Source organism: Mesorhizobium sp. P3_A2, assembly GCF_056403115.1.
The window spans coordinates 248,745-269,868 of the sequence record NZ_JBFUGC010000008.1 but is presented as its reverse complement, the minus strand read 5'-3'; the positions used below and the strand labels follow the sequence as shown (position 1 = coordinate 269,868).

The window sequence follows — 21,124 nt, the reverse complement described above, 5'->3', positions numbered from 1 at the left end:
CTATGTAACGCTTGTCTGGTTGGACTTACCCATCAAACCGCGGCGCCAGCTTCTCGATGCGGGCGATCATGGCTTGGAAATCCTCGAGGATGCGCTGGTGCAGTTTCACCGCCACGTCGGGGTACTCCTCGAGGATGCGGCGGAACATCTTGCGGCTCAGCCTTATCACTTCCGAATCGGTCTCGGCCGAGGCGCTGGTCAGTCGCCTTGAGTCGGCGATCAGCGCCAGTTCGCTGAGGATCGTGCCAGGACCGGCGGTGCCGATCGGGATGCGGTCGCCATCCTGCTCGCGGTAGAGCACGATCTTCCCACTGACCACGATATAGGCTGAGTCGGCTTCGTCGTCTTCGCGGTACAGCTTGCGGTCGGCCTGTAGATGCGTGGCTTCGGCGCCGAAGGCGAGCAGACGCAGCTGTTCCTGCGTGAAACCCTCGAAGAGCTTCACGGCAGACAGGATGCGGATGTCGTCATCCAGCGCCATCTCTAGCTGCGTCCCCGAACGGTCAGTCCAATCCCTCCCTTAGAGCGCCGCGCGTCCTCCTGGTCACGCAAAGGATGCTCCAACATCTTCAATTTGCGCAGCGTTCTTCCCCAAAACCGAATCGATTTTGGGCCGATGCGCGGGTCGATCCAGGCCCCTCCAGCCGGATCGTACCCGAAACAGTCCCGCCCCGACCGCCTATTGAATAATGAAATGTTTAAGGAACCAGCTTGTAGCCGCCGCTTTCTGTCACAAGAATTTCAGCATTGGAAGGATCGCGCTCGATCTTCTGGCGCAGCCGGTAGACGTGGGTTTCCAGCGTGTGCGTGGTGACGCCGGAATTGTAGCCCCACACTTCCTCGAGCAAGACGTCGCGCGTTACCACCTTCTGGTCGGCGCGATAGAGATATTTGATGATCGACGCCTCCTTCTCCGTCAGCCGCACCTTGGCGCCGCGCTGGTCGATCAGAAGCTTCTGGCTGGGCTTGAACGTATAGGGACCGACCGAGAAGGTGGCGTCCTCGCTCTGCTCGTGCTGGCGCAGTTGCGCGCGGATGCGGGCAAGCAGCACGGCGAAGCGGAACGGCTTGGTGACATAGTCGTTGGCGCCGGCCTCGAGGCCCAGAATCGTGTCGGAATCGGTGTCGTGGCCGGTCAGCATGATGATCGGCGCCTTGTAGCCGCCCTTGCGCAGGATCTTCACCGCCTCGCGGCCATCCATGTCGGGCAGGCCGACATCCATGATGAGCAGGTCGATGAGCCCACCACGCGCAGCAGCAACACCTTTGGCGGCGGTCGCTTCCTGCAGGACGTCGAATTCTTCGTAAAGGGCGAGTTGCTCGACGAGGGTTCCCCGCAGGTCGTCATCGTCGTCAACGATAAGAATGGTACGTGATGTCATGGATCAATCCGTTGTTTTGAAAAGAATTTTCAGTTGACCGACCCCCATTTATGCGGAAGCTGACCGGCGCAACAGTCCGATCACAGTGATTTGTTCCGTGACACGATCATACAAGAAAAAACGCGTTCGCAATGCAGCCGGCGCAATTTTGCCTAAAGGGCTGCGGGTGCTGGTGGTACGGGCGAGGCCCGGCAACCCAAGCCAGGGGATTTTGCAGGCCGGCAGCAAGGTGTTCGCGTGCGCGCTCGGACGCGGCGGCATCTCCGCCAACAAGCGCGAGGGCGACGGCGCGACGCCGCTTGGCGAGATGCGGATTCTATCGGGATATTTTCGGAGCGATCATTTCGCCGTGGCCCGCAAAACCCGGCTGGCAATGACACCGATCGGGCGCGATCTCGGCTGGTGCGAGGTGCCGGACGACCGCAACTACAACCGGCCGGTGAAAATCCCCTATGGCGCCAGCCATGAGCGGATGCGGCGCGATGATCGCCTCTATGACGCCTGCCTGGTGCTCGACTGGAACATGGCGCCACGCCGGCGCGGGCGCGGCAGCGCCATCTTCTTCCACCTGGCGCGTCCCGGCTTCACGCCGACGCAAGGCTGCGTTGCGGTAACCGCGCGGACGATGGCGCGGCTGTTGCCGCTGATTTCGGACAGGACGGTGGTGAGGGTGGTGAGGTAGCGGTGAATAGTGAATAGTGATGAGGGACGAACTCGCTGCTCTCTCACCATTCACCACTGCCTATTCCTCTGCCAGCCAATATCCAGCAGTCCCAGCCTGCCCAACTCCCGGTCCATGGCGCGGGCGACATCCTTGCGTTCGCCGCCAATGTCGCGCAGCTCGCGATCGGAGAGATCCTCGACGTCCTGGTGGACGACATTTTGCTGGGTGAGATGGATCGCGACCCTGGCGTGACTAAGCCAGTCGAGCACGGCACGCAACCAGGTCGGACGGGCGATCGGTGAATGAAAAGCGACGGTGGACATGGTGTGATCCGTTCCTCCGGATATCAAATCCGGTTTGATAGTGTTTCGATTGCGCCCATCATGTCGGATTGAAAGGCAAAGGAGAAACGAGTAGTTTTCTCCATATCATCAAGTTTTATTTGGAGATCAATTGGCCCGCCTGCTGCCCGGAACCCGCGCCTTGAGGACGCTCGAAGCGGCGGCCCGGCACCTCAATTTCACCCGGGCCGCGGACGAGCTCGGGCTGACGCCGGCCGCGGTCAGCCACCAGATCAAGGAAATCGAGGACCAGCTCGGCATCGTTCTGTTTACCCGCACCAGCCGGACCATCCGGTTGACCGAGGCAGGCACGGTGCTGTTCGAAGCCTCGCTCGATGCGCTCGACGTGCTCAACCGGGCGGTGTCGCGGGCACAAAAGATGACGCGCGGCATGGCGCTCCTGAAAATTACGCTCGACCCGCAATTTGCGACCAAATGGCTGATGCGGCGTGTCGACGATTTCCGCAAGCATCAGCCCGGGATCGAACTTCGCTTCGACATCGCCTATGAGGTGCGCGATTTCGATCGCGACGACGTCGATATAGGCATTCGCTTCGGCACCGGGAAATATCCGGGCATTGTCAGCCACCGTCTGTTCGACAACATCATCATTCCGGTGTGCAGCCCGGCTTTGCTGACCTCCGGTCCGCCGCTTCGAGAGCCGCGCGATCTCTTCCGGCACACGCTTGCCCATATCGTATGGGCGCGCCAGGGCGTGACCTGGCCGAACTGGCGCATGTGGATGGCGGCGGCCGGCATCGACGATTTTGATGACAGCCGGACCATCGTTTTCGGCTCTTCGTCAGATGCGGTGCAGGCGGCGCTCGACGGTAATGCGGTGGCGCTCGCCGATTTCGCCATGGTGGCCAACGACCTGTCGGAGGGACGGCTGGTGCGGCCATTCGAACTCGGCCTCAAGGTCGCGGCCGAGTTCGCCTATTTCCTGGTTTATCCAGCCGCATCGGCAAACGACGCCAGGATCATCGCGTTCAAGGACTGGATCCTGGGCGAAGTCCACAACCCGCAGCCGGACCCGACGCGCCGGACATGGGACGAGCTGTAGATCAGCCGGCGACGACCGGTGCGCCGAACCAGCCGATCACCACACCGATGATCAGAAGCACGCCGAGCCAGTGACCGCCGTCGATCAGGGTCAGGTCCCAGCCGAAATTTTCATAGCGGTGGTTGGCCGTCAGCGTCGTGGCGACAAAGCCGAGCCAGAGGACGAAGCCGAAGACCAGGCCGGCGACAAGGGCCGGCTCGCCGCCGGTCATCGCGCCGACAACCAGAGCAACAACTAGCGCCATGATGAGTTCGGCAATGAAGGAGATGACGAAGGGCAGCTTCGACTTGCTCATTGTCGCCGGATCGAGCTTGGCCGCCTTCAGCCACGGCTTGCTCAGAGCCGTGTACCAGACGGCGCCGAAGAGCCACGCCACCACGGCCGCGACAACGACCGCCAGCCAGTTCACTGCTGAAAAATCCATAAAAGTCCTCCCCTCAAGCATGTCGCCCAAAAAGCGTTGAGCGGTCTTGGGATAACGACATGCATATTCTTCAAATCAATGCGCGATCGAACGCCTGTTCGGCAGCGCCGTCAAGCGAAGCGCCAGACCGTGGTGCGCTTGACCAGCGCATCCTCGAGCGCCCGCGTCACCGCCACTTCGTAGACGGCCAAAGGCTCCAGTCCGGCCTTGGGCATGTAGGAGCGGCCGGGATCGCCAACGAGGATGTCGGCGCCGCGCGCCTTCAGCGTCGAAAACCACGGCATCAGCGTGTCGGCAAAAGATCTGTCGTAGAAAACGTCGCCGGCCAGCACCACGTCCCAGCCGGCATCGGTGCCGATGCAGTCCGTGCCGCAAAAGTCGATGGCAACACCGTTGGCCTCGGCGTTGAGCCGGATCGCCGTCTCGCAGAACGGGTCGATGTCGGCGGCGATCACTTGCGCCGCACCGGCCTTGGCGGCGGCGATGGCGACAAGTCCGGAGCCGGAAGCGAAGTCGAGCACGCGTTTGCCGCGCACTTCAGACGGGTTGTCGAGGATATAGCGGGCAAGGCCCTGGCCACCGGCCCAGGCAAAGGCCCAGAAGGGCGGCGGCAAGCCGATTTCGGTCAACTCGTCCTCGGTTCGCTGCCAGAGGTCATGCGCCTCATCGGCAAGGCGCAGAAAAATTTCCGGCACGTGCGGCGGCGCCACGAGCGCCGTGTTGTCGAGAATGAACTTTTTCGCGCTGTTCGGCGTGAGGACCGTCACGGAGCGGGCGTCAGGCCGCCCATGCGGCAGACTTCCTTCCATTCGGCCGGAGTCACCGGCTGCACGGAAAGTCGCCCGAGCCGCACCAGCGCCATCTCGGCGAGTTTCGGATTGGCCTTGACCTGTTCCAGCGTCGGCGGGTTCGGCACGTCCTTGAAGGCGCGGATGTCAACACATTCCCAGCGCGGATCGTCGGTCGTGCTATCCGGATGCGCCAGCGCGCAGACTTCGGCGATGCCGACGACGTTCAGCCCCTCATTGGAATGGTAGAAAAAGCCGAGATCGCCGATCTGCATCGCCTTCATGTTGTTGCGCGCCGCATAGTTGCGCACGCCGTCCCATTGCGTGCCAGCCTTGCCTTTCGCCTTCAACGCTTCGAAGGAGAAGACCGAAGGTTCGGATTTGAACAGCCAGTAGTTCATGTCTTTGCTCCTCCTCACGGCTTGCCCGATTAACTAGCCGCCGGCTTGTTGAAGGTCCAGTTCCACTGGCGGATTTCGACGCTTTCGAACAACCCGGCCTTGGCATAGGGATCGGCGGCCGATAGCGCCTGCGCACCCGCCATGTCAGGCGCCTCGACGACGACGAGGCTGCCGTTCGGCTTGCCGTCGGCATCGAGGAACGGACCGGCAAAGGCCAGTTTCTTGTCGGCGTTCAGGCCCTCGAGAAAGGCGACGTGGGCGGGCCGGGTGTCGACGCGCACCTGCAGGCTGCCGGGCTTGTCCTTGCAAATCAACGCAAACAGCATGCTTTCGAAACTCCGGGTTGGGATTGCGACTACAGTTCGCCTTGAACTGCCGAAACCGAGTTTTTGCTTTTATGGTGCCTTCGGGTCAATGCCAAATGACGATCTGCCGCGTTGGATCTCCGCCCCGCTCAAGGCCAAGGCATTGAAATGATTGATCCACTTGGGTTTGATGAAAGTCACAGGCGATATCGCTTCGCCCGAAAGAGCAGACACAGGCAATAGCGCTGCATTGCGAGAAAATAGCGCCTGGCCTTTGCGATTACTGCTTATAGGACGCGACTGGATATTTCGTAAGTCAAAGATAATCAATTTTCGATATGCTACGCTCCCAGCAGTTGTGGGAATGGGGCTGGTTCTTCCAGAACGCCTGAATAGAGGACGCAATGGAGAGCATCGCGGGTGACATGACAGACAGGATCGACGACGCCACGCCTGCTTTCACGGCCAGCATGGAGACCGAGCGTGTTCTCGTTTCTGCAATCATTCCTTGCCTGAACGAAGAATTGACGATTGGCATCTGCATCCGCAAAGCTTTCGATGCCTTCTCGAGGCGCGGCGTCAAGGGGGAAGTCGTCGTCGGCGATAATGGCTCCACGGACAGGTCGGTGGAGATTGCGCAACAGTTGGGAGCGCGCGTCGTCCATCAGCCGGTAAAGGGCTATGGCGCGGCAATCAGCGCCGCGGCTGAAGCAGCGGAAGGCAAATATCTCATCATGGCCGATGCCGATGATTCCTATGACTGGAGCCAGCTCGGCGATTTCATCGATGCGTTGGAATTGGGTGCGGACTTTGTCATGGGCAATCGGTTCGCCGGCGGTATCGAGCCGGGCGCCATGCCGCTATTGCATCGCTACCTGGGCAATCCCGTCCTGTCCACCATCGCCCGCTGGCTGCACAAATCTCCGATCCACGACTTCCATTGCGGCATGCGCGGTGTCACTCGAGAGGCATTTCATAAAATCGGCGCACGCTCGCCGGGAATGGAATTCGCCTCGGAAATGATCATCAATGCGCATCGCGCTGGGCTCGCCATTCGTGAAGTGCCGATCAAGCTCTACCCAGACAAGCGAAACCGCGCCCCGCATCTGCGTTCCTTCCGCGACGGTTGGCGCCATTTGCGGCTCATTATTGCTCACGCGCCGGACACGCTTTACCTGATACCTGGTCTTACCTTGCTGGCGACGGGTATTGTCGGCCTGGCCGTTCTCGCTGCCGGACCTGTTCGCATCGGCGGATGGTACTTCGGAATTCACTTCGTCGCGCTCTCGGCTATGGCGACGTTGATTGGCCTTTCAGCGATCCTGTTCGGTATGCTGGCAAAGGTGGCAATCGCCATCTACCATCCGGGCTACAGCGGTCGAATTGTGTCATGGCTGACGCGCGGTCGCCCTTTGGAATGGCTGGTTTTTTCCGGTGGTGTACTCGCGGCAGCCGGCTTCGCGGCGGACGTGGCACTGGCGCTACATTGGATTTTTGTCGGCGGCCCCATGGAGCAATCTGTGCACCTGACCTTTGTGGTCACCACTATCTGCGTGGCCGGCATGTCCATGGTCCTATCCGGCTTCGTGCTCAAGTTGCTGCTTGATACATTGAGTGCCAGACATGAGTTCTAACCCTTCAGCAGCCTCGCGAGCGGAAATTCAAGCAGTAAGCCGCGCGGCCGAAAAGCCTTTTCTGTCGGTCGTTATGCCTGTCCATGACGGGGCGGCATGGATTGGAGCGACACTTGCTTCACTTGCTGCGGAGCTGACTGGCGACCTGCAGATAATCATTATCGACAGCAGCCCGACGAACGCCACAGCTGCCATTGTCGAGCGATTCCTCCACTGGCCGGCGTTCCGGCTGCTTCGGCGAAAAGATCTCGGGCCTTGGCAGTCGAAGACCAACCTGGGCGTTGAGCTAGCCGCCGCCGATTATGTCTGCATACTCCACCAAGACGACCTGTGGTTGCCCGGGCGCATTGAGGCCGCTCGACGCTGGCTCGCGGACGCACCCGAAGCAGCGCTTCATTTAGCCCCGACTGCGATCGTTGACCGCCACGGCCGGCGAATGGGATGCTGGAACTGTCCCTTGCCAAGCGAAAAGGTGCTCGAATCTGAATTCTTGCTGGAACGGCTTCTCGTACAGAATTTTGTGTCTGTGCCTGCTCCGATTTTTCGTCGGAGTGCGTGGCTGGCATGCGGGGGCATGGATGAGATGCTTTGGTATACGGCGGATTGGGATATGTGGGCGAAGCTCGCTGTTGCCGGATCTGTCGTTTATCACCAAGAGATAACCACAGCCTTCCGGGTTCATGGAGGTTCGCTGACTGTAACCGGGTCGCGTAATGCGAATGAATTCCGTTCGCAAATGCAGACTGTCCTAGAGCGCCATCTGTACCGGCTTTCGGCGCGCAGCCGACGCCAGATTGAATCTGCTGCTCGGGCATCGATCAGCGTTAATGTGTCGCTGGCGGCTGCGTCGGGCGGCGACTTGAAGGCCTTGGTTCGAGCGGCTCGCACCATGCTGTCGCTCGGGCCGACGGGATTAAGGCGTTACTTGCGCGATTCGCGATTGCTAGAGCGCGTCATGTGCCGGCTTCGCGCGAAACTGACGGGAGCGTTCTGAGGCAATGTTCAGCTCTGCCAGGATCGCCGACAACCAAGTGGACAAGAGCGACCATGCCGGTGCTCACGAAAGACCGCTTTTGGAACGTGGATGGCGGTACACTGTGGTGGGAGCGATATGCGCAATTGCGCACAATGCCATCATGATTGCGGTTGATCAGCTGGGTGGGCACTACCTGCTGGGCATCATGATTTCATTCCTGGCTGTGATGCCTACGGGATACGCTCTGCACAGCTGGTTCACCTTCGGCAAGCCACTTCGCTTGAAATCATTTGCGCGTTTTGCGGCAGGTGTGGCTGCGGCCTACCCGATCTCGGTAGCCATGATGGTGCTTCTCTGTTCATGCCTCGGCCTTGGTGTTGCGATTGCGTCTCCGATCGCCACAGTTGCGTTACTCATCTGGAACGTTGTCGTTGCGCATTTTGCTATCTTGTCACGGTTCAATCTAAAGCCCGTCACCTTGCCGGCGACATCCTCTCGCTCAACCACGGGAAACGAGGAATGAGAATGTTGCCGCCAGGACAGATCATGCGCAGGGCTCTTGGCCGCCATTTCAAGCCGGTCGGAGACATCTACCGTCGTCTTTTCGTCAATCTCAATGTAATTGCGGATTTTCTCGATCGCGAATTGCCGAACGGCGCGAAGGTTTTGGATATCGGCGGCGGGGATGGAGCGCTCGTCGACCGGTTGCTTGATCGGCGCCCCGACCTAACGGTTACGATGTGCGATCTCGCACCTTCAATCGGTGCGTTTCTAAGCAACGCAAATCGACCGAAGGTCGAACTTCTGCCCGCCACGGACCTTTCCAGCGTGCAAGGATCTTATGATGTTGTGACGATTTCCGACGTCATTCATCATGTGCCGGTCGATGGGCGCGACGCATTCTTCAAATCGCTGGCCGACAGTTGCGAACGCTGGGCCTGCCGGAAGATCATCTTGAAGGACATCGAGCCTGGTGGAATACGCGCCACCTTGTCGCTTCTTGCGGACCGGCACATTACCGGAGACAAGCATGTCGTGCTATTTTCACGCTCGGACTTCACGGCCATGGCAAGACGGCATTTCCCTACAGCAAAAAGAGCATCGGCGTTACCGGACCGGCCGAATTATTGTGAACTGCTCAGCTGGTAGTAGATGGGTAGATCCTGGCGGGTCGCGAGGCGGTAAGCGCGCGGATCAACGACACGCTATTTGGTCGCGATGGTGCCGAGCATGCTGGCGATCCGATGACTCTCCGGGCGATCGACCAGGAATTTGTCGATAAACTTCAACGGGAATGTCAGCGTCAGGATCGCGGCTTTCGCTATCATGTAGCGGGTTCGGTTCTCTCGACCAACAACGACGCCGATATATTCCGAAAGGATGTTGACGATCGCGCTTGTCGGTCCTTGATGTGTCTGGACCTCCACCTTTCCGAACCGCCGGAGGAGTTGCTCAATCCCGTCCTTTGTGAAGTTGCAGTAGTGGGCAGGATAGCCATGGTAGGGGAACAGGAAGGGGTTGATGCACAGAAGCTTTCCACCCGGCCTTAGGACACGGAACACTTCATCGACGACCGCTTCCGGATTGGGAACATGCTCGATCACGCTGTCCAGAATAACGAAGTCGACGGAATTGCTTGCAAGCGGCGTGTGCTCGATATTCGCGACCAGATCGACGTTCGGGGTGGGGAACAGGTCAATGTTGAGGACATCGGAGCGAACGCGCCGTGCGCCAGAGCCAAACTCAACGATCATTGAGTCCTGAGGTATCAAAGCAAGAAACGAATTCAGCGTGTCGTGCGGTGAATATTCGCTTGTGATGACCTGCTTCAGCGAATTGTAGAGACGGGCGCGCGTGCTAGTACCGGTATACGCCTCTTCATGGAAGCTCGCGTCGAAGCCCTCCCTCACCGGCGACTCGACAAAGAATGGAATGCCTTTGTGCACGGGATAGGTGGCAGGGCAAGATTCGCAGGTCAGGGCAACCTGGCTTGTGCCAAGCTTAGAATAGCAGACTGGGCAGACGAGGCCCGATGCCATCTTGGGTTGTAGCACGCGATGTCCTTTCAAGCCGCCGCATTGTCGCAGAAGGCAGGTTGCCGTGTCTGAATATAGCCCCTTCTTAACAAGCAAAACGCTAACAGCGGCTAAAGTCCGCTGCGTATAAGCTGGCTGGAGCGGAGCACTGCAAGAACCCCGTATCATAAGCGCGACGGCCGCAGCACAGTGCTCGGAAAATTAACCGCGCTGGGACCATGCTCCGCCAAGCGGAGCTGCCGGGTAAGAGTGGTCTGCCTGGGGCACGATCGAGGGGGTTGTCTTGAATACGCAGGAGCCGGGACCAAACAAGCTGTTCGCTCTCGGGCAGCGCCCAACCACAATTCTTCTGCATGTCTTGATCGCACTCAAGATCATCTTGCTGTTCGTTCTGGCTTGGAACATCCGCTTCGTCATGGATGAATTCGTCCAACTCGGATGGGCCAAATATTTCTCCAACGGCCTGTTCGATACGATCTGGCACCCCAAGGCGGTCGGCTATGCGGTCTTTTATGAGATTGCTCATCTGATCGGCTGGAATGCCACATCAATTCTGCTTGCTGGCCGCATGCAGTCTGCGCTGCTGGCCTGCGGCACCATCGCTTTGATCTACGCATGCGCTCGCGCTCTTGGCGAGGACCGCGTGCGTTCTTTGACGATCATCCTCATTCTCCTGTGCTTTTCGAATTTTATGGAACGCATCTTTCGCACAATTGCCGAACCGCCAGCTGTGTTCTTCGCCGTGGCGGCGCTGCTGGTTATCCTGCGCGCACCTGCGTTGAGCGCAAGGCAGCTTCTCGCCGCTGGCATGTTAAGTGGCCTTGCCTTCCTCACCACTCAGAAATCGATCTACTTTAACGTTGCGCTCGGGGTCAGCCTTGTCGCTGACGCAGCCTTGATGAGACGCTACGCGACAGGTGTAGTCCGCGGGGGGTGGCTTGTGCTCGGATGGGCCGTTCCCGTAATTGTCTATTGCTTCATCTTCGGCGGTGGCGCCCCCGTTCTCGCGGCCAAAAACCTCATACTAGGCCCGGTCGAGATTGCGACGCGTGGAGGCGGTGACTACGGGGGACTGAGGCAGTTCGTGCTGCAGACCCTGGCGCGGAACGCCATTCTTTATGGGATCTGTTTCTCCGGCATGGCTCTGTCGCTGATGCGGATCATGAAGCTCGATGAACGAAGGCGAATTGCACTGATCTTTTCGCTCATCGTGACGGCGCTGGTGTTCGCACACGACCAGCCCTGGCCTTATGTCTTCATCATGGCGTTGCCGTTCATTGCGCTCTGGTCATTGGAGCTTCTCGACGTTACCGCGGCCTACGCGCGCTACCGGGTTGCTGTCCTGACGGTGCTGATCACAGCAATGGCCATGAGCTACGTAAGCGATGTTGTTTACCTTCGCCTCAACAATCAGACCCAGCTAGAACTGGTCGCGCGCGCGGAAACGTTGCTCGCGCCGAGTGAGAAGTATTTCGACGGCATCGGGATGCTGCCCAATCGACAGGAGCCTTCCACACTCTGGCTCGACCAGCACCATGTCTTGAAAACGTTGCAGGAAGGCAGGGAATCGGAAGCGTACAAAATCCTCTCTGACTCTCCGCCCAAGGTGGTCCTCTGGTCATATCGCATGGATTTGATCGACCCCGTGATCGCCCCTCTTATCCGTGACAGCTACGTCCAGATCGCTCCCAACATCAGAATGGCCGGTCGTCGCCTTCGCTCCGGTCGTCTGGACGTTTTCAAGGTGCCGGTCCCTGGACGGTACAACCTGTATACGACGAACGGGCAGCCAGCAGATGGCAAGGTCGAGATCAATGGCACCCCGCGTTCCTTGCCTTTGTCGTTGGAGGCCGGTGTCAGCGACGTTGTTCTGCGCAGCGGTCCGGCCGAGGCACTGCTGCTTCCGGAAGGTGATTACGAAAACCTCATCGTCGCGGGTGAGGACAATGCCGAGTTGTTCCGAGGTATATACAATTAGATATCAGCTTCGGTCTTCAGCGGCCGCGTCATCAGGGCGGACACAGCCTGCCGTATGGTGATCGTGCCGTCCAGTATCGCCGACACCGCAGTAATGATCGGCGCGTCGATGTCGCGCTCGGTGGCGATGCGGGCGGCGATCGCCGCCGTCGGCACGCCTTCGGCGAGTGGCAGGCCGGCAAGCGGTTTGCCTTGTCCCAAGGCCAAGCCGTAGGCGAAATTACGCGACTGGGCTGACGAGCAGGTGAGCAGCAAATCGCCGAGGCCGGAAAGCCCCATCAGCGTCTCCGGTTTTGCACCGAAGGACGCGCCGATGCGGCGCAATTCGACGAAACCGCGCGTCACCATGGCGGCCTGCGCACTGGCGCCGAGCCCGGCGCCGGTGACTGCACCGGCTGCGATGGCAAAGACATTCTTCAGCGCGCCGCCGATCTCGACGCCGATCAAATCGTCGCTGGAATAGCAGCGCAGGTTTTCCGCCGAAAAGCGGGCGGCAAGCTCGGCCGCCAGGGCATCATCACGGGCGGCGACCACGACGGCGGTCGGCAGGCCCCTGGCGACATCGGTGGCGAAGCTTGGGCCGGACAAGGCTGCGACCGGGGTTTCCGGCAAAATGTCCGCGACGATTGCCGACAACAGCGCGCCGGTGTCGCGCTCAATGCCCTTGGCGCAAAGAACCAGCGGAATGCCTTTCGGCATATGGGGCTTTGTCGTCGTCAGCATGGCGCGCAGCGCTTGCGCCGGCGCCACGGCCAGCACGCAATCGGCGTCAGTCAGCGCAGCGCCGATATCGCTCGTCGCCGCGATGCCGGGCTCGATGGCGATGCCGGGGAGATAGCGCGGGTTCTCACCGCGGTGGATGGCGGCGACCGTTTCTTCATCGCGGGCGTAGAGCCGGACAACGTGGCCGGCGCGCAGCATGGCCAGTGCCAGTGCAGTGCCCCAGGCGCCGCCTCCGAGCACGGCAACACGCCAGCCGGTCTTCTCCCGGGCGCTCATGCTTTCGCTCCGCGCCGGCCGGAGCCGACCATCGGCGCCGAGATCGAGTCCAACGGCCAGCGCGAACGCGGCACGAAATCGGCGGCGTTTTCATCGGCTATGCCGGCCCGCAGCCGTTCGATGCCGGCCCAGGCGATCATCGCCGCATTGTCGGTGCATAGTTTCAGCGGCGGCGCGACGAAGGCGAAGCCGGCCTCGGCGCACTGCTTCTGCAGCGTCGCCTTGATCGTGCTGTTGGCGGCGACGCCGCCGGCGACGACCAGCGAGGGCGTGGCCTTGTCCGGAAATTCCTGGCGGAAGCGGGCAAGCGCCCGTGAAACGCGGTCGCCCAGCGCGTCGGCCACCGCCGCCTGGAACGAGGCGCAGATGTCGGCGACATCCTGCTCGCTCAGCGGCTGGATGGCGGTCGCGGCCTGGCGCACGGCGGTCTTGAGGCCGGAGAAGGAGAAATCGGGTTGCGCCGACCCCTTCATCGGCCGCGGAAAGGCAAAGCGCGTCGCATCGCCGGTTGCTGCCGCCTTCTCGACATTCGGCCCGCCGGGATAGGGCAGGCCGAGCATTTTCGCCGTCTTGTCGAAAGCTTCGCCGAGCGCGTCGTCGATGGTCGTCGCCCAGCGCTGGTAGTCGCCGACGCCGCGCACGGCGACGATTTGTGTGTGGCCGCCGGAGACCAGCAGCAGCAGATAGGGAAAGTCGAGCCCGTCGGTCAGCCTTGCGGTCAATGCGTGGCCTTCGAGATGGTTGATGGCGATCAATGGCTTGCCGGCGGCAGCGGCAATTGCCTTGGCCGTCATCAGGCCGACGATCAGTCCGCCGACCAGACCAGGCCCGGCGGTGGCGGCAATGGCGTCGATGTCGGCAAGTGCTGTGCCCGAATCGGCAAGGGCGGCCTCGACGATGCCGTCCAGCGCCTCGACATGGGCGCGCGCGGCGATCTCCGGCACGACGCCGCCAAAGGCGGCATGCTCCTCGATCTGGCTGAGCACAATGTTGGACGCAATGACCGGCGCGGCGGCACCATCCAGCGTCACTACGCTGGCGGCGGTCTCGTCGCAACTCGTCTCAATGCCCAGAACGCGGATCAATTCGTCGCTGTCTCCAGAGATTGTGTCGCCGGACTTTCCTAGTTAGTAGAGGCGGGCCTCGTTAGGGAGAGTGCCGGAAACGCAAAGCCAGCCGGGGGTTATCACGGACCGCGCGCCATGCAAACTTTGAAAATCGGAACACGCGGCAGCCCGCTCGCGCTCGCCCAGGCGCATGAGACGCAGGCGCGGCTGATGGAAGCGCATGGCATGCCGGCCGAAGCGTTCGAGGTGGTCGTCATCTCGACCAGCGGCGACCGCATCCAGGACCGGCCGCTGTCGGAAGCCGGCGGCAAGGGCCTGTTCACCAAGGAAATCGAAGAGGCGCTGCTGGCCGGGGCGATCGACATCGCCGTGCATTCCTCCAAGGACATGCCGACGGTGCTGCCCGACGGGCTGGAGCTTTCCACCTTCCTGCCGCGCGAGGACGCGCGCGACGCCTTTATCGGCAAGGCGGTAAAGCGCATCATCGACCTGCCGCAGGGCGCCAAGGTCGGCTCGTCGTCGCTGCGGCGCCAGGCACTGATCCGGCGCATGCGGCCGGACCTCGACGTGGTGATGTTCCGCGGCAATGTGCAGACCAGGCTGCGCAAGCTGGAGGAAGGCGTCGCCGAAGGCACGATCCTCGCCCATGCCGGGCTGAAACGGCTGGGGCTCGGCCATGTCGTCACCGATCTGATGCCGCTCGATGCTTTTCCGCCGGCGCCGGGGCAAGGTGCGATCGGCATCGAGACCCGCATCGGCGACAGCGCTGTCGAAAAGATGCTGGCGGCCATCCACGATGTGCCGACGGGCCAGGCGCTGGCCTGCGAGCGCGCCTTCCTGGCGGCGCTCGACGGCTCCTGCCGCACCCCGATCGCCGGCTATGCGACGATAGCAGGCGGCACGCTGGTCTTCGCCGGGCTGATCATTTCGCCTGATGGTACGCAATCGCATGAGGTGACGGCCGAGGGCCCGGCGCAGGATGCCGCCCGTATCGGCATGGAAGCCGCCTTGACGGTGCGGGCCAAGGCCGGCGAAACCTTCTTCGACGGCTGGGTCTGATATGCGTGTCCTGGTGACGCGGCCGCAACCCGGGGCATCTCACACCATGCGGCGGTTACAGGAACTGGGATTTGAGCCGCTCCTTCTGCCATTGACCGAAACGGTGACGCTGCCGGTCAATGTCGGCGCAGCAGGCGACGAGGCCGTGGCCCTTGCGATCACCAGCGCCAATGCCGTGCGCCATGCGCCGAAAGAGCTCATCGCGACGCTTGCCGCCTTGCCTTGCCATGCCGTCGGCGCAAGGACGGCTGAAGCGGCGCGCGCGGTAGGGTTTTTGTCGGTCAGCGAAGGGCCGGGCGATGCCGAGAAACTGGCCGATACGATTGCCGCCGGCCTTTCCGGCAAGGCGATCATCTATCTCACGGGACGCGTGCGGTTTCCGGCTTTCGAGACGCGGCTGCGGGAGGGCGGCGTCGAGGTCCGCGCCATCGAAACCTATGACACCGTCTCACTGAACTATTCCGACGATGAAATCCGTGCGCGCCTGTCCGGTCAGGCGGTCGATGCGATGCTGCTTTATTCGGCCAAGGCGGCGGCAGCGTTGCAGACCTTGGTCAATCGGCCGGAATTGGGCGATCTCCTTGGAAAGGCGCGGGTTTTTGCCCTGTCCGAGCGCATAGCAGCTGCGCTCGGCGATGTCGCCGGCAAAAAAATAGGGGTTGCCCGGGAACCGCAGGAGGAGGCGTTGCTTGAGCTGTTACGTGCAGGCCCCTGACCCCCGTGTCATCACGCCGCCCCTTTTCACCGCTTGGTGATGTGCTAGACCATTTTTAAACCATCACGCGCCGTCAGGCGTTGAGACGAAGCAGGATTTGCGGAGCCCAGGCATGGTCAAGACGCCGAAGATGCGACATTCGAAAAGCCGCCGGGAGCCGGTGACCATCGAGCTCGAACCCGGCGCCGTCTCGCGTATCGTCGATGCGGATGCCGCCAAGTCTGATGCCGACGTGGCGGCATCCCCTAGCCCCGATGCGACCGAGACCTCGGCCGAATCGGTCATGCACGAGGAGGCGGCTGCCACAGCCGATGCACAGCCGGAGACGCCTGACGAGCCGGTTCATGCTGACCAAGCTGATCTCGAGCCGTGGGAGCATTCCGACGCCGCGGCGCAGGCTGTGCCGGAGAGCGCCGGTGCAAAGGTGTCCGGCGAACCGGAAAGGCCTTATCCCGCCGCCTCCGACGCACCACCACGCGCCAAGGCCTCCGACTACAGTTTCGAGGATGCCTCACCCAAATCGGGTGAGCCCCAGGAAACACCAAAAGCCGCCGAGGTGAGGAGCCAGCCCATGGCAGCGCAGCCGAAGCGTTCCAACGGCATTGCCGCCGGCATCATTGGCGGTGTCATCGCGCTGGCCGCCGCCGGCGGGCTGCAGTTTGCCGGCGTGCTCGGTGCTCCGGGTTCGGGCGGTGGCACGGTCTCGCTCGACGGCGTCAATGGCGAGATCGCCTCGCTGAAGAGCGAAATCGCCGACCTCAGGGAAGCCAGCGGCAGTGGTGCCGCAACGGCGAAGGTGGACGGGCTGTCATCGGCTCTGGATCAGGTGAAGGCCGATGTCGCATCGCTGAAATCGGCGGTCGAGCAAGGTGGCGCCGGCGACAATGCCGGGCTTGCCGCGCTTGGCGACAAGGTCAAGCAGATCGAGACGGCGGTCGCCGCGCTCGGCCAGGCCGGCAACGCAGCTCCGGTCGATCTCAGCCCGCTCAACGAAAAGCTTTCGAGCCTGGACGCCCTGGTGAAATCGGCCGGCGAGGCGGCCAAGGCGCAGGAAGGCCGGCTCGCCGCGCTTGAACAGTCGGTGACGCAGCTCTCCGGCAAGGTCGAGTCACAGGCCTCCCAGCCGAAGATCGCGATGGCCATCGCCGCTTCGGCGCTGAAGGCGGCGCTCGACCGCGGCGCGCCGTTCGCCGCCGAGCTGGAAACCTTCGCGGCGATCTCGCCCGATGCGCCGCAGATTGCGGCGCTGCGCCCCTATGCCGAAAAAGGCGTGCCGACCCGCACCGAAATCGCCGGCGAGGTCGATGCCGCGGCCAGTGCGATGGTCGCCGCCGCGACCCCGGTCGACGAAAATGCCGGCTTCTTCCAGAACCTTTTGTCGAGCGCCGAATCGCTGGTCAAGGTACGGCCGATCGGCGCCGTGGAGGGCGCCGGCGCGCCCGAGACCGTGGCGCGTATGGAAGTGGCGGTCAACCAGGGCGACTACGCCAAGGCGCTCAGCGAATATGCGACGCTACCGGACGCGGTCAAGGCGGCGGGCGCCGACTTTGCCGGCAAACTGAAGGCGCGCATCGAGGTCGAGACACAGGTCGACGCGCTGATTGCAGGCGCGATGAAGGCATGAGGACGACACGATGATCCGCATTCTCATCTTTCTCGCCGTCGTCTTTGCGCTCGGCCTCGGCTTTGCCTGGCTGGCCGACCGCCCCGGCGAGATGGTCGTCACCTTCAACGGCTACCAGTACCAGGTCAGCCTGATGGTGGCGGCGGTGGCGATCGTTGCCGTCGTCGCCGCGGTGATGATCGTCTGGTGGCTGATCAAGTCGCTGTGGAACAGCCCGTACACGATCTCGCGCTATTTCCGCGTGCGGCGCCGCGACCGCGGCTACCAGGCGCTGTCGACCGGCATGATCGCCGCCGGCGCCGGTGATGGCGCGCTGGCGCGCAAGAAGACCAAGGAAGCGGCCAAGCTGATCCGGTCCGACCAGGAACCGCTGATCCATCTGCTCGAAGCGCAAGCCTCGCTGCTCGAAGGCGACCATGAGGGCGCGCGCGAGAAATTCGAGGCGATGCTCGACGATCCCGAAATGCGGCTGCTCGGCCTGCGCGGGCTCTACCTCGAAGCCGAGCGGCTGGGCGACCGCAACGCGGCGCGCCACTACGCCGGCCGCGCGGCTGCCGTGGCGCCGCAACTGGCCTGGGCGGCCGAATCGACGCTGGAAGATTTGACCGGGCGCGGCGACTGGGACGGCGCGCTGAAGCTGGTCGAGGCGCAGAAGTCGACGCGGCAGATCGAACGTGACGCCGCCAACCGACGCCGCGCCGTGCTGTTGACCGCCAAGGCGCAGGCGCTGACCGACAGCGATCCCAATGCGGCCAAGACAGCCGCACTCGAGGCCAACAAGCTCGCGCCCGATTTCGCACCGGCCGCGGTTGCTGCGGCCAATCTTTTGTTCAAGCAGAATGACGTCCGCAAAGGCTCGAAGATCCTCGAAGCCGCCTGGAAGGCCGAGCCGCATCCGGAGATCTCGGAGCTCTACACGCATGCAAGGCCAGGCGATGCGGTGGTCGATCGCCTCAACCGGGCGAAGAAGCTGCAGGAGCTGAAGCGCAACAACGCCGAATCGTCGATGACGGTGGCGCGCGCCGCGCTCGACGCGCAGGATTTTTCCACCGCCCGCCGCGAGGCCGAGGCCGCCCTGCGCATGGATCGTCGGGAAGGCGCTTACCTGCTCCTGGCGGATATCGAGGAGGCCGAGACCGGCGACCAGGGCAAGATCCGGCAATTGCTGTCCAAGGCCGTCCGGGCGCCGCGCGATCCGGCCTGGGTTGCCGATGGCGTCGTCTCCGAACGCTGGGCGCCGGTGTCTCCGGTTAGCGGCAAGCTCGACGCCTTCACCTGGCGCGCACCGATGGAACGGCTCGGCCAGCTCATCGACAGCCATGAGGATGCGCCGGCAGCCGAGGTGCCGGTGCTTGCGGCACCGGCGAAGCCGGCAAAGGAGGCCGAGGTTGTTGACCATCCCGCCGTCGCCAGAACGATCAGCGAGGCTCCGATTGAGCCGAAGTCTCTGGTGGGCGACGACCATGTCACGCCGGTCACCGCCGCGGCTTTTGCTGCCGTGCCGACGGATAGCGAAGCGGTCGAGCCGGCCGAGGAGGTTATCCGGTTGCCAGACGACCCCGGCGTCGACCCCGAAGACGAAGCGGAGAAATCACCGCGCCGGTTCCGCCTGTTTTGAACCCTGATCTGATGTGAGCACCATGTTCGAACGCGTTCTGTCCTTTCTGAAAGACCTGCCGGCCGGCGCGGGGGCTCGCGCCAATGCCGACGATCCGCGCGTTGCCGCCTCGGCTTTGCTCTATCATGTGATGAGCGCTGACGGCGTGCGCCAGGATGTCGAGTGGGAGCGGTTCAAGCACGTGCTGGCGCAGAGCTATTCGATCAGCGGCGATGAGCTCGATGCGCTGGCTGCAGCCGGCGAGCGCGCCGACAATGAGGCGATCGACCTCTATGCTTTTACCAGCGTCTTGAAACGCCATCTCGATGCCGATGCGCGCAAGGCCTTCATCGGCCTGATGTGGGAGATCGTCTATGCCGACGGCGAACTGCATGAGCTGGAAGACAACACGGTCTGGCGCGTCGCCGAACTGATCGGCGTCGAGCGGCAGGACCGAATCGAGGCGCGCCGCAAGGCGGCGGCCGCCGCGCCCGGCGCCAGCGGAACATCGAGCGACGAATAGGATCCTAGCTCTCCATGCCGCCTAGACCGAGCTCGAAACCGAAAATCCTGATCGTGCTGCATCAGGAGACTTCGAGCCCCGGCCGGGTCGGCCACATGCTGCTCGAGGAAGGTTTCGATCTCGACATCCGTCGGCCGCCGCTCGGCGATAGCCTGCCGGAAACGCTGGAAGGGCATGCCGGCGCCGTCGTGTTCGGCGGGCCGATGAGCGCCAATGACGAGGATGAGTTCGTCCGCCGCGAGACCAACTGGCTGAATGTGCCGTTGCGCGAGAACCGGCCCTTCCTCGGCATCTGTCTTGGGGCGCAGATGCTGGCCAACCATCTCGGCGGCAAGGTCGAGGGTCATGGCGAAGGACTGGTCGAGATCGGCTGGTATCCACTGAAGCCGACCGAAGCCGGCAAAAAGCTGCTGCCTTGGCCCGACATGGTCTACCAATTCCACCGCGAGGGGTTTTCGCTGCCCAAGGATGCGACGCTGCTGGCGACGGCGGAAACCTACCCCAACCAGGCCTTCCGCTATGGCGACAATGCCTGGGGCATCCAGTTCCATGGCGAACTGACCAGGATGATGATGCAGCGCTGGGTAGTGCGCGGCGCGCACCGTTTCGAACTGCCCGGCGCGCAGCCCGGCCGCGACCATCTCGGCGGCCGGCTGATCTGGGACATGCATCTCAAGCGCTGGCTTAGCGAATTTTTGGGCCTGATCTTCGGTAAGCCCGCTTCGGGACAGGGTAAGACCGGATTGCCCTGAACGGGCTCACGACCAGGGCCATGTTAGATCCGCGCGCCGCCGGTCGCGTCGATCACCTGCCCGGTAGCCCAACGCGCCTCCTTGGTAGCCAGCAACGCGATGATGTCGGCTACGTCGGCCGGTTGACCGACGCGCGAAAATACCGACATGGCTTCCGCGCCGGCACGGGCCTCCGGTATCCTGATCCACTCCGCGTTCATGTCGGTTTCAGTGACACCCGGCATCACCGTATTCACCGTTATGCCTCGGCGGCCGAACTCCGGCGCCAGCGCCAGCGACAGGGTTTCCAGCGCGCCTTTCGATGCCGCATAGGCGGGATGGGTTGGCGCCGCGATCCGGGTAAAGCCGGTCGAAACGTTGATGATACGGCCATTGTCACGGATATGGTCGGCGACGGCCTGTATCAGGAAGAAGGGCGCCTTCAGGTTGATCGCCATCAGCTCGTCGAAGACATCCTCGCTGGTCTGCGCGAGCGAGACCGCGGGCGCTATGCCGGCATTGTTGACCAGAATGTCCAAGCCGGGCTCGCCGGTCGCGGCAATTGTCGCCGCCCTGAACTGCTCCCAGATACTGTCCGCCGCCTCCTTGCCTTTTCTGAGGTCGCCATGCACGGCGACTGCTTTGGAGCCGAGGGCCTCGATCTCGCGAAGCGTGGCCTGTGCGGCGTCGGCGTTGCTGCCGTAGTGCACGCCAATGAGCGCGGCGCCCTGCTTGGCGAAAGCCAGCGCCACAGCGCGGCCGATACCGCGCGAGCTCCCTGTGATGAGGGCTACCTTGTTTGACAATCCTGAAGACAT

24 protein-coding genes are annotated in these 21,124 nt (G+C 62.4%); 13 read left to right on the top strand and 11 right to left on the bottom strand.

Features of this window, described 5'->3' with window-relative positions; translation table 11 throughout:
• Positions 1-25: 25 nt before the first annotated feature.
• Both AC1DXM_RS20045 and AC1DXM_RS20040 read right to left on the bottom strand, forming a co-directional pair.
• Positions 26-481 (bottom strand): cyclic nucleotide-binding domain-containing protein, encoded by a 456-nt coding sequence (locus tag AC1DXM_RS20045; RefSeq protein WP_477235474.1) that lies wholly within the window; start codon positions 479-481, stop codon positions 26-28.
• A 217-nt stretch (positions 482-698) separates the two neighbouring features.
• Positions 699-1,382, bottom strand: a complete 684-nt coding sequence (locus AC1DXM_RS20040) for a response regulator transcription factor (protein WP_112561232.1) — start codon at positions 1,380-1,382, stop codon at positions 699-701.
• A gap of 145 nt (positions 1,383-1,527) precedes the next feature.
• Between AC1DXM_RS20040 and AC1DXM_RS20035 the strand changes: the two genes are divergently transcribed.
• Positions 1,528-2,064, top strand: a complete 537-nt coding sequence (locus AC1DXM_RS20035) for a L,D-transpeptidase family protein (protein ID WP_477235629.1) — start codon at positions 1,528-1,530, stop codon at positions 2,062-2,064.
• 50 nt (positions 2,065-2,114) lie between these two features.
• Here AC1DXM_RS20035 and AC1DXM_RS20030 read toward each other — a convergent pair whose 3' ends face one another.
• On the bottom strand, positions 2,115-2,369 hold the full coding sequence (locus tag AC1DXM_RS20030) for a hypothetical protein (protein WP_477235472.1): 255 nt from the start codon (positions 2,367-2,369) through the stop codon (positions 2,115-2,117).
• 130 nt (positions 2,370-2,499) lie between these two features.
• Between AC1DXM_RS20030 and gcvA the strand changes: the two genes are divergently transcribed.
• The gene (gcvA, locus tag AC1DXM_RS20025; RefSeq protein ID WP_477235470.1) at positions 2,500-3,450 is read left to right on the top strand and encodes a transcriptional regulator GcvA; all 951 of its coding nucleotides are present in this window, start codon (positions 2,500-2,502) and stop codon (positions 3,448-3,450) included.
• A gap of 1 nt (position 3,451) precedes the next feature.
• On the opposite strand, the gene AC1DXM_RS20020 is transcribed toward gcvA, so the two are convergent.
• From AC1DXM_RS20020 to AC1DXM_RS20005, 4 genes are all read right to left on the bottom strand, one after another.
• Positions 3,452-3,874 (bottom strand): DUF1761 domain-containing protein, encoded by a 423-nt coding sequence (locus AC1DXM_RS20020; RefSeq protein ID WP_477235468.1) that lies wholly within the window; start codon positions 3,872-3,874, stop codon positions 3,452-3,454.
• A 110-nt stretch (positions 3,875-3,984) separates the two neighbouring features.
• Positions 3,985-4,683 (bottom strand): class I SAM-dependent methyltransferase, encoded by a 699-nt coding sequence (locus tag AC1DXM_RS20015; RefSeq protein WP_477235466.1) that lies wholly within the window; start codon positions 4,681-4,683, stop codon positions 3,985-3,987.
• Entirely contained in the window at positions 4,638-5,063 is a 426-nt protein-coding gene (locus tag AC1DXM_RS20010) for an EVE domain-containing protein (protein ID WP_112621800.1), read from the bottom strand. Before AC1DXM_RS20010 ends, AC1DXM_RS20015 begins: the two co-directional genes overlap by 46 nt.
• A 29-nt stretch (positions 5,064-5,092) precedes the next feature.
• Positions 5,093-5,389 carry a YciI-like protein gene (locus AC1DXM_RS20005; protein ID WP_477235464.1) on the bottom strand — a complete coding sequence of 99 codons (297 nt, stop codon included), beginning with the start codon at positions 5,387-5,389 and terminating at the stop codon, positions 5,093-5,095.
• 383 nt (positions 5,390-5,772) lie between these two features.
• On the opposite strand from AC1DXM_RS20005, the gene AC1DXM_RS20000 reads away from it, so the two are divergent.
• Genes AC1DXM_RS20000 through AC1DXM_RS19985 form a run of 4 tightly spaced genes read left to right on the top strand, consistent with a single transcriptional unit; the run spans position 5,773 to position 9,127 of the window.
• The gene (locus AC1DXM_RS20000) at positions 5,773-7,002 is read left to right on the top strand and encodes a glycosyltransferase family 2 protein (protein ID WP_477235462.1); all 1,230 of its coding nucleotides are present in this window, start codon (positions 5,773-5,775) and stop codon (positions 7,000-7,002) included.
• The gene (locus AC1DXM_RS19995) at positions 6,992-7,996 is read left to right on the top strand and encodes a glycosyltransferase (RefSeq protein WP_477235460.1); all 1,005 of its coding nucleotides are present in this window, start codon (positions 6,992-6,994) and stop codon (positions 7,994-7,996) included. Before AC1DXM_RS20000 ends, AC1DXM_RS19995 begins: the two co-directional genes overlap by 11 nt.
• 4 nt (positions 7,997-8,000) lie before the next feature.
• Complete coding sequence (locus tag AC1DXM_RS19990) at positions 8,001-8,501, top strand: GtrA family protein (RefSeq protein WP_477235458.1); 501 nt, start codon at positions 8,001-8,003, stop codon at positions 8,499-8,501.
• A gap of 23 nt (positions 8,502-8,524) precedes the next feature.
• Positions 8,525-9,127, top strand: a complete 603-nt coding sequence (locus tag AC1DXM_RS19985) for a class I SAM-dependent methyltransferase (RefSeq protein ID WP_477235456.1) — start codon at positions 8,525-8,527, stop codon at positions 9,125-9,127.
• 56 nt (positions 9,128-9,183) lie between these two features.
• Here AC1DXM_RS19985 and AC1DXM_RS19980 read toward each other — a convergent pair whose 3' ends face one another.
• Entirely contained in the window at positions 9,184-10,032 is an 849-nt protein-coding gene (locus AC1DXM_RS19980; protein WP_477235454.1) for a methyltransferase domain-containing protein, read from the bottom strand.
• A gap of 265 nt (positions 10,033-10,297) precedes the next feature.
• Between AC1DXM_RS19980 and AC1DXM_RS19975 the strand changes: the two genes are divergently transcribed.
• Positions 10,298-11,992 (top strand): DUF7056 domain-containing protein, encoded by a 1,695-nt coding sequence (locus tag AC1DXM_RS19975; RefSeq protein WP_477235452.1) that lies wholly within the window; start codon positions 10,298-10,300, stop codon positions 11,990-11,992.
• On the opposite strand, the gene AC1DXM_RS19970 is transcribed toward AC1DXM_RS19975, so the two are convergent.
• Both AC1DXM_RS19970 and tsaD read right to left on the bottom strand, forming a co-directional pair.
• The gene (locus AC1DXM_RS19970; protein ID WP_477235450.1) at positions 11,989-12,990 is read right to left on the bottom strand and encodes an NAD(P)H-dependent glycerol-3-phosphate dehydrogenase; all 1,002 of its coding nucleotides are present in this window, start codon (positions 12,988-12,990) and stop codon (positions 11,989-11,991) included. The two genes, AC1DXM_RS19975 and AC1DXM_RS19970, sit on opposite strands and share 4 nt — an antisense overlap.
• A complete protein-coding gene (gene tsaD / locus AC1DXM_RS19965; protein ID WP_477235627.1) occupies positions 12,987-14,072 on the bottom strand; it encodes a tRNA (adenosine(37)-N6)-threonylcarbamoyltransferase complex transferase subunit TsaD in 1,086 nt (361 codons plus the stop codon). Before tsaD ends, AC1DXM_RS19970 begins: the two co-directional genes overlap by 4 nt.
• A 120-nt stretch (positions 14,073-14,192) precedes the next feature.
• Here tsaD and hemC point away from each other — a divergent pair, with 120 nt between their 5' ends.
• From hemC to AC1DXM_RS19935, 6 genes are all read left to right on the top strand, one after another.
• Positions 14,193-15,116 (top strand): hydroxymethylbilane synthase, encoded by a 924-nt coding sequence (hemC, locus tag AC1DXM_RS19960; protein ID WP_477235448.1) that lies wholly within the window; start codon positions 14,193-14,195, stop codon positions 15,114-15,116.
• Position 15,117: 1 nt separating this feature from the next.
• Complete coding sequence (locus AC1DXM_RS19955; protein WP_477235446.1) at positions 15,118-15,831, top strand: uroporphyrinogen-III synthase; 714 nt, start codon at positions 15,118-15,120, stop codon at positions 15,829-15,831.
• 112 nt (positions 15,832-15,943) lie between these two features.
• The gene (locus AC1DXM_RS19950; RefSeq protein ID WP_477235444.1) at positions 15,944-17,455 is read left to right on the top strand and encodes a COG4223 family protein; all 1,512 of its coding nucleotides are present in this window, start codon (positions 15,944-15,946) and stop codon (positions 17,453-17,455) included.
• A gap of 10 nt (positions 17,456-17,465) precedes the next feature.
• On the top strand, positions 17,466-19,073 hold the full coding sequence (locus AC1DXM_RS19945) for a heme biosynthesis HemY N-terminal domain-containing protein (RefSeq protein ID WP_477235442.1): 1,608 nt from the start codon (positions 17,466-17,468) through the stop codon (positions 19,071-19,073).
• Positions 19,074-19,095: 22 nt separating this feature from the next.
• A complete protein-coding gene (locus tag AC1DXM_RS19940; RefSeq protein WP_477235440.1) occupies positions 19,096-19,575 on the top strand; it encodes a tellurite resistance TerB family protein in 480 nt (159 codons plus the stop codon).
• A gap of 14 nt (positions 19,576-19,589) precedes the next feature.
• The gene (locus AC1DXM_RS19935) at positions 19,590-20,327 is read left to right on the top strand and encodes a glutamine amidotransferase (protein ID WP_477235438.1); all 738 of its coding nucleotides are present in this window, start codon (positions 19,590-19,592) and stop codon (positions 20,325-20,327) included.
• A 23-nt stretch (positions 20,328-20,350) separates the two neighbouring features.
• Here the strand turns inward: AC1DXM_RS19935 and AC1DXM_RS19930 are convergent, their stop codons facing one another.
• On the bottom strand, positions 20,351-21,124 hold the full coding sequence (locus AC1DXM_RS19930; protein WP_477235436.1) for an SDR family NAD(P)-dependent oxidoreductase: 774 nt from the start codon (positions 21,122-21,124) through the stop codon (positions 20,351-20,353).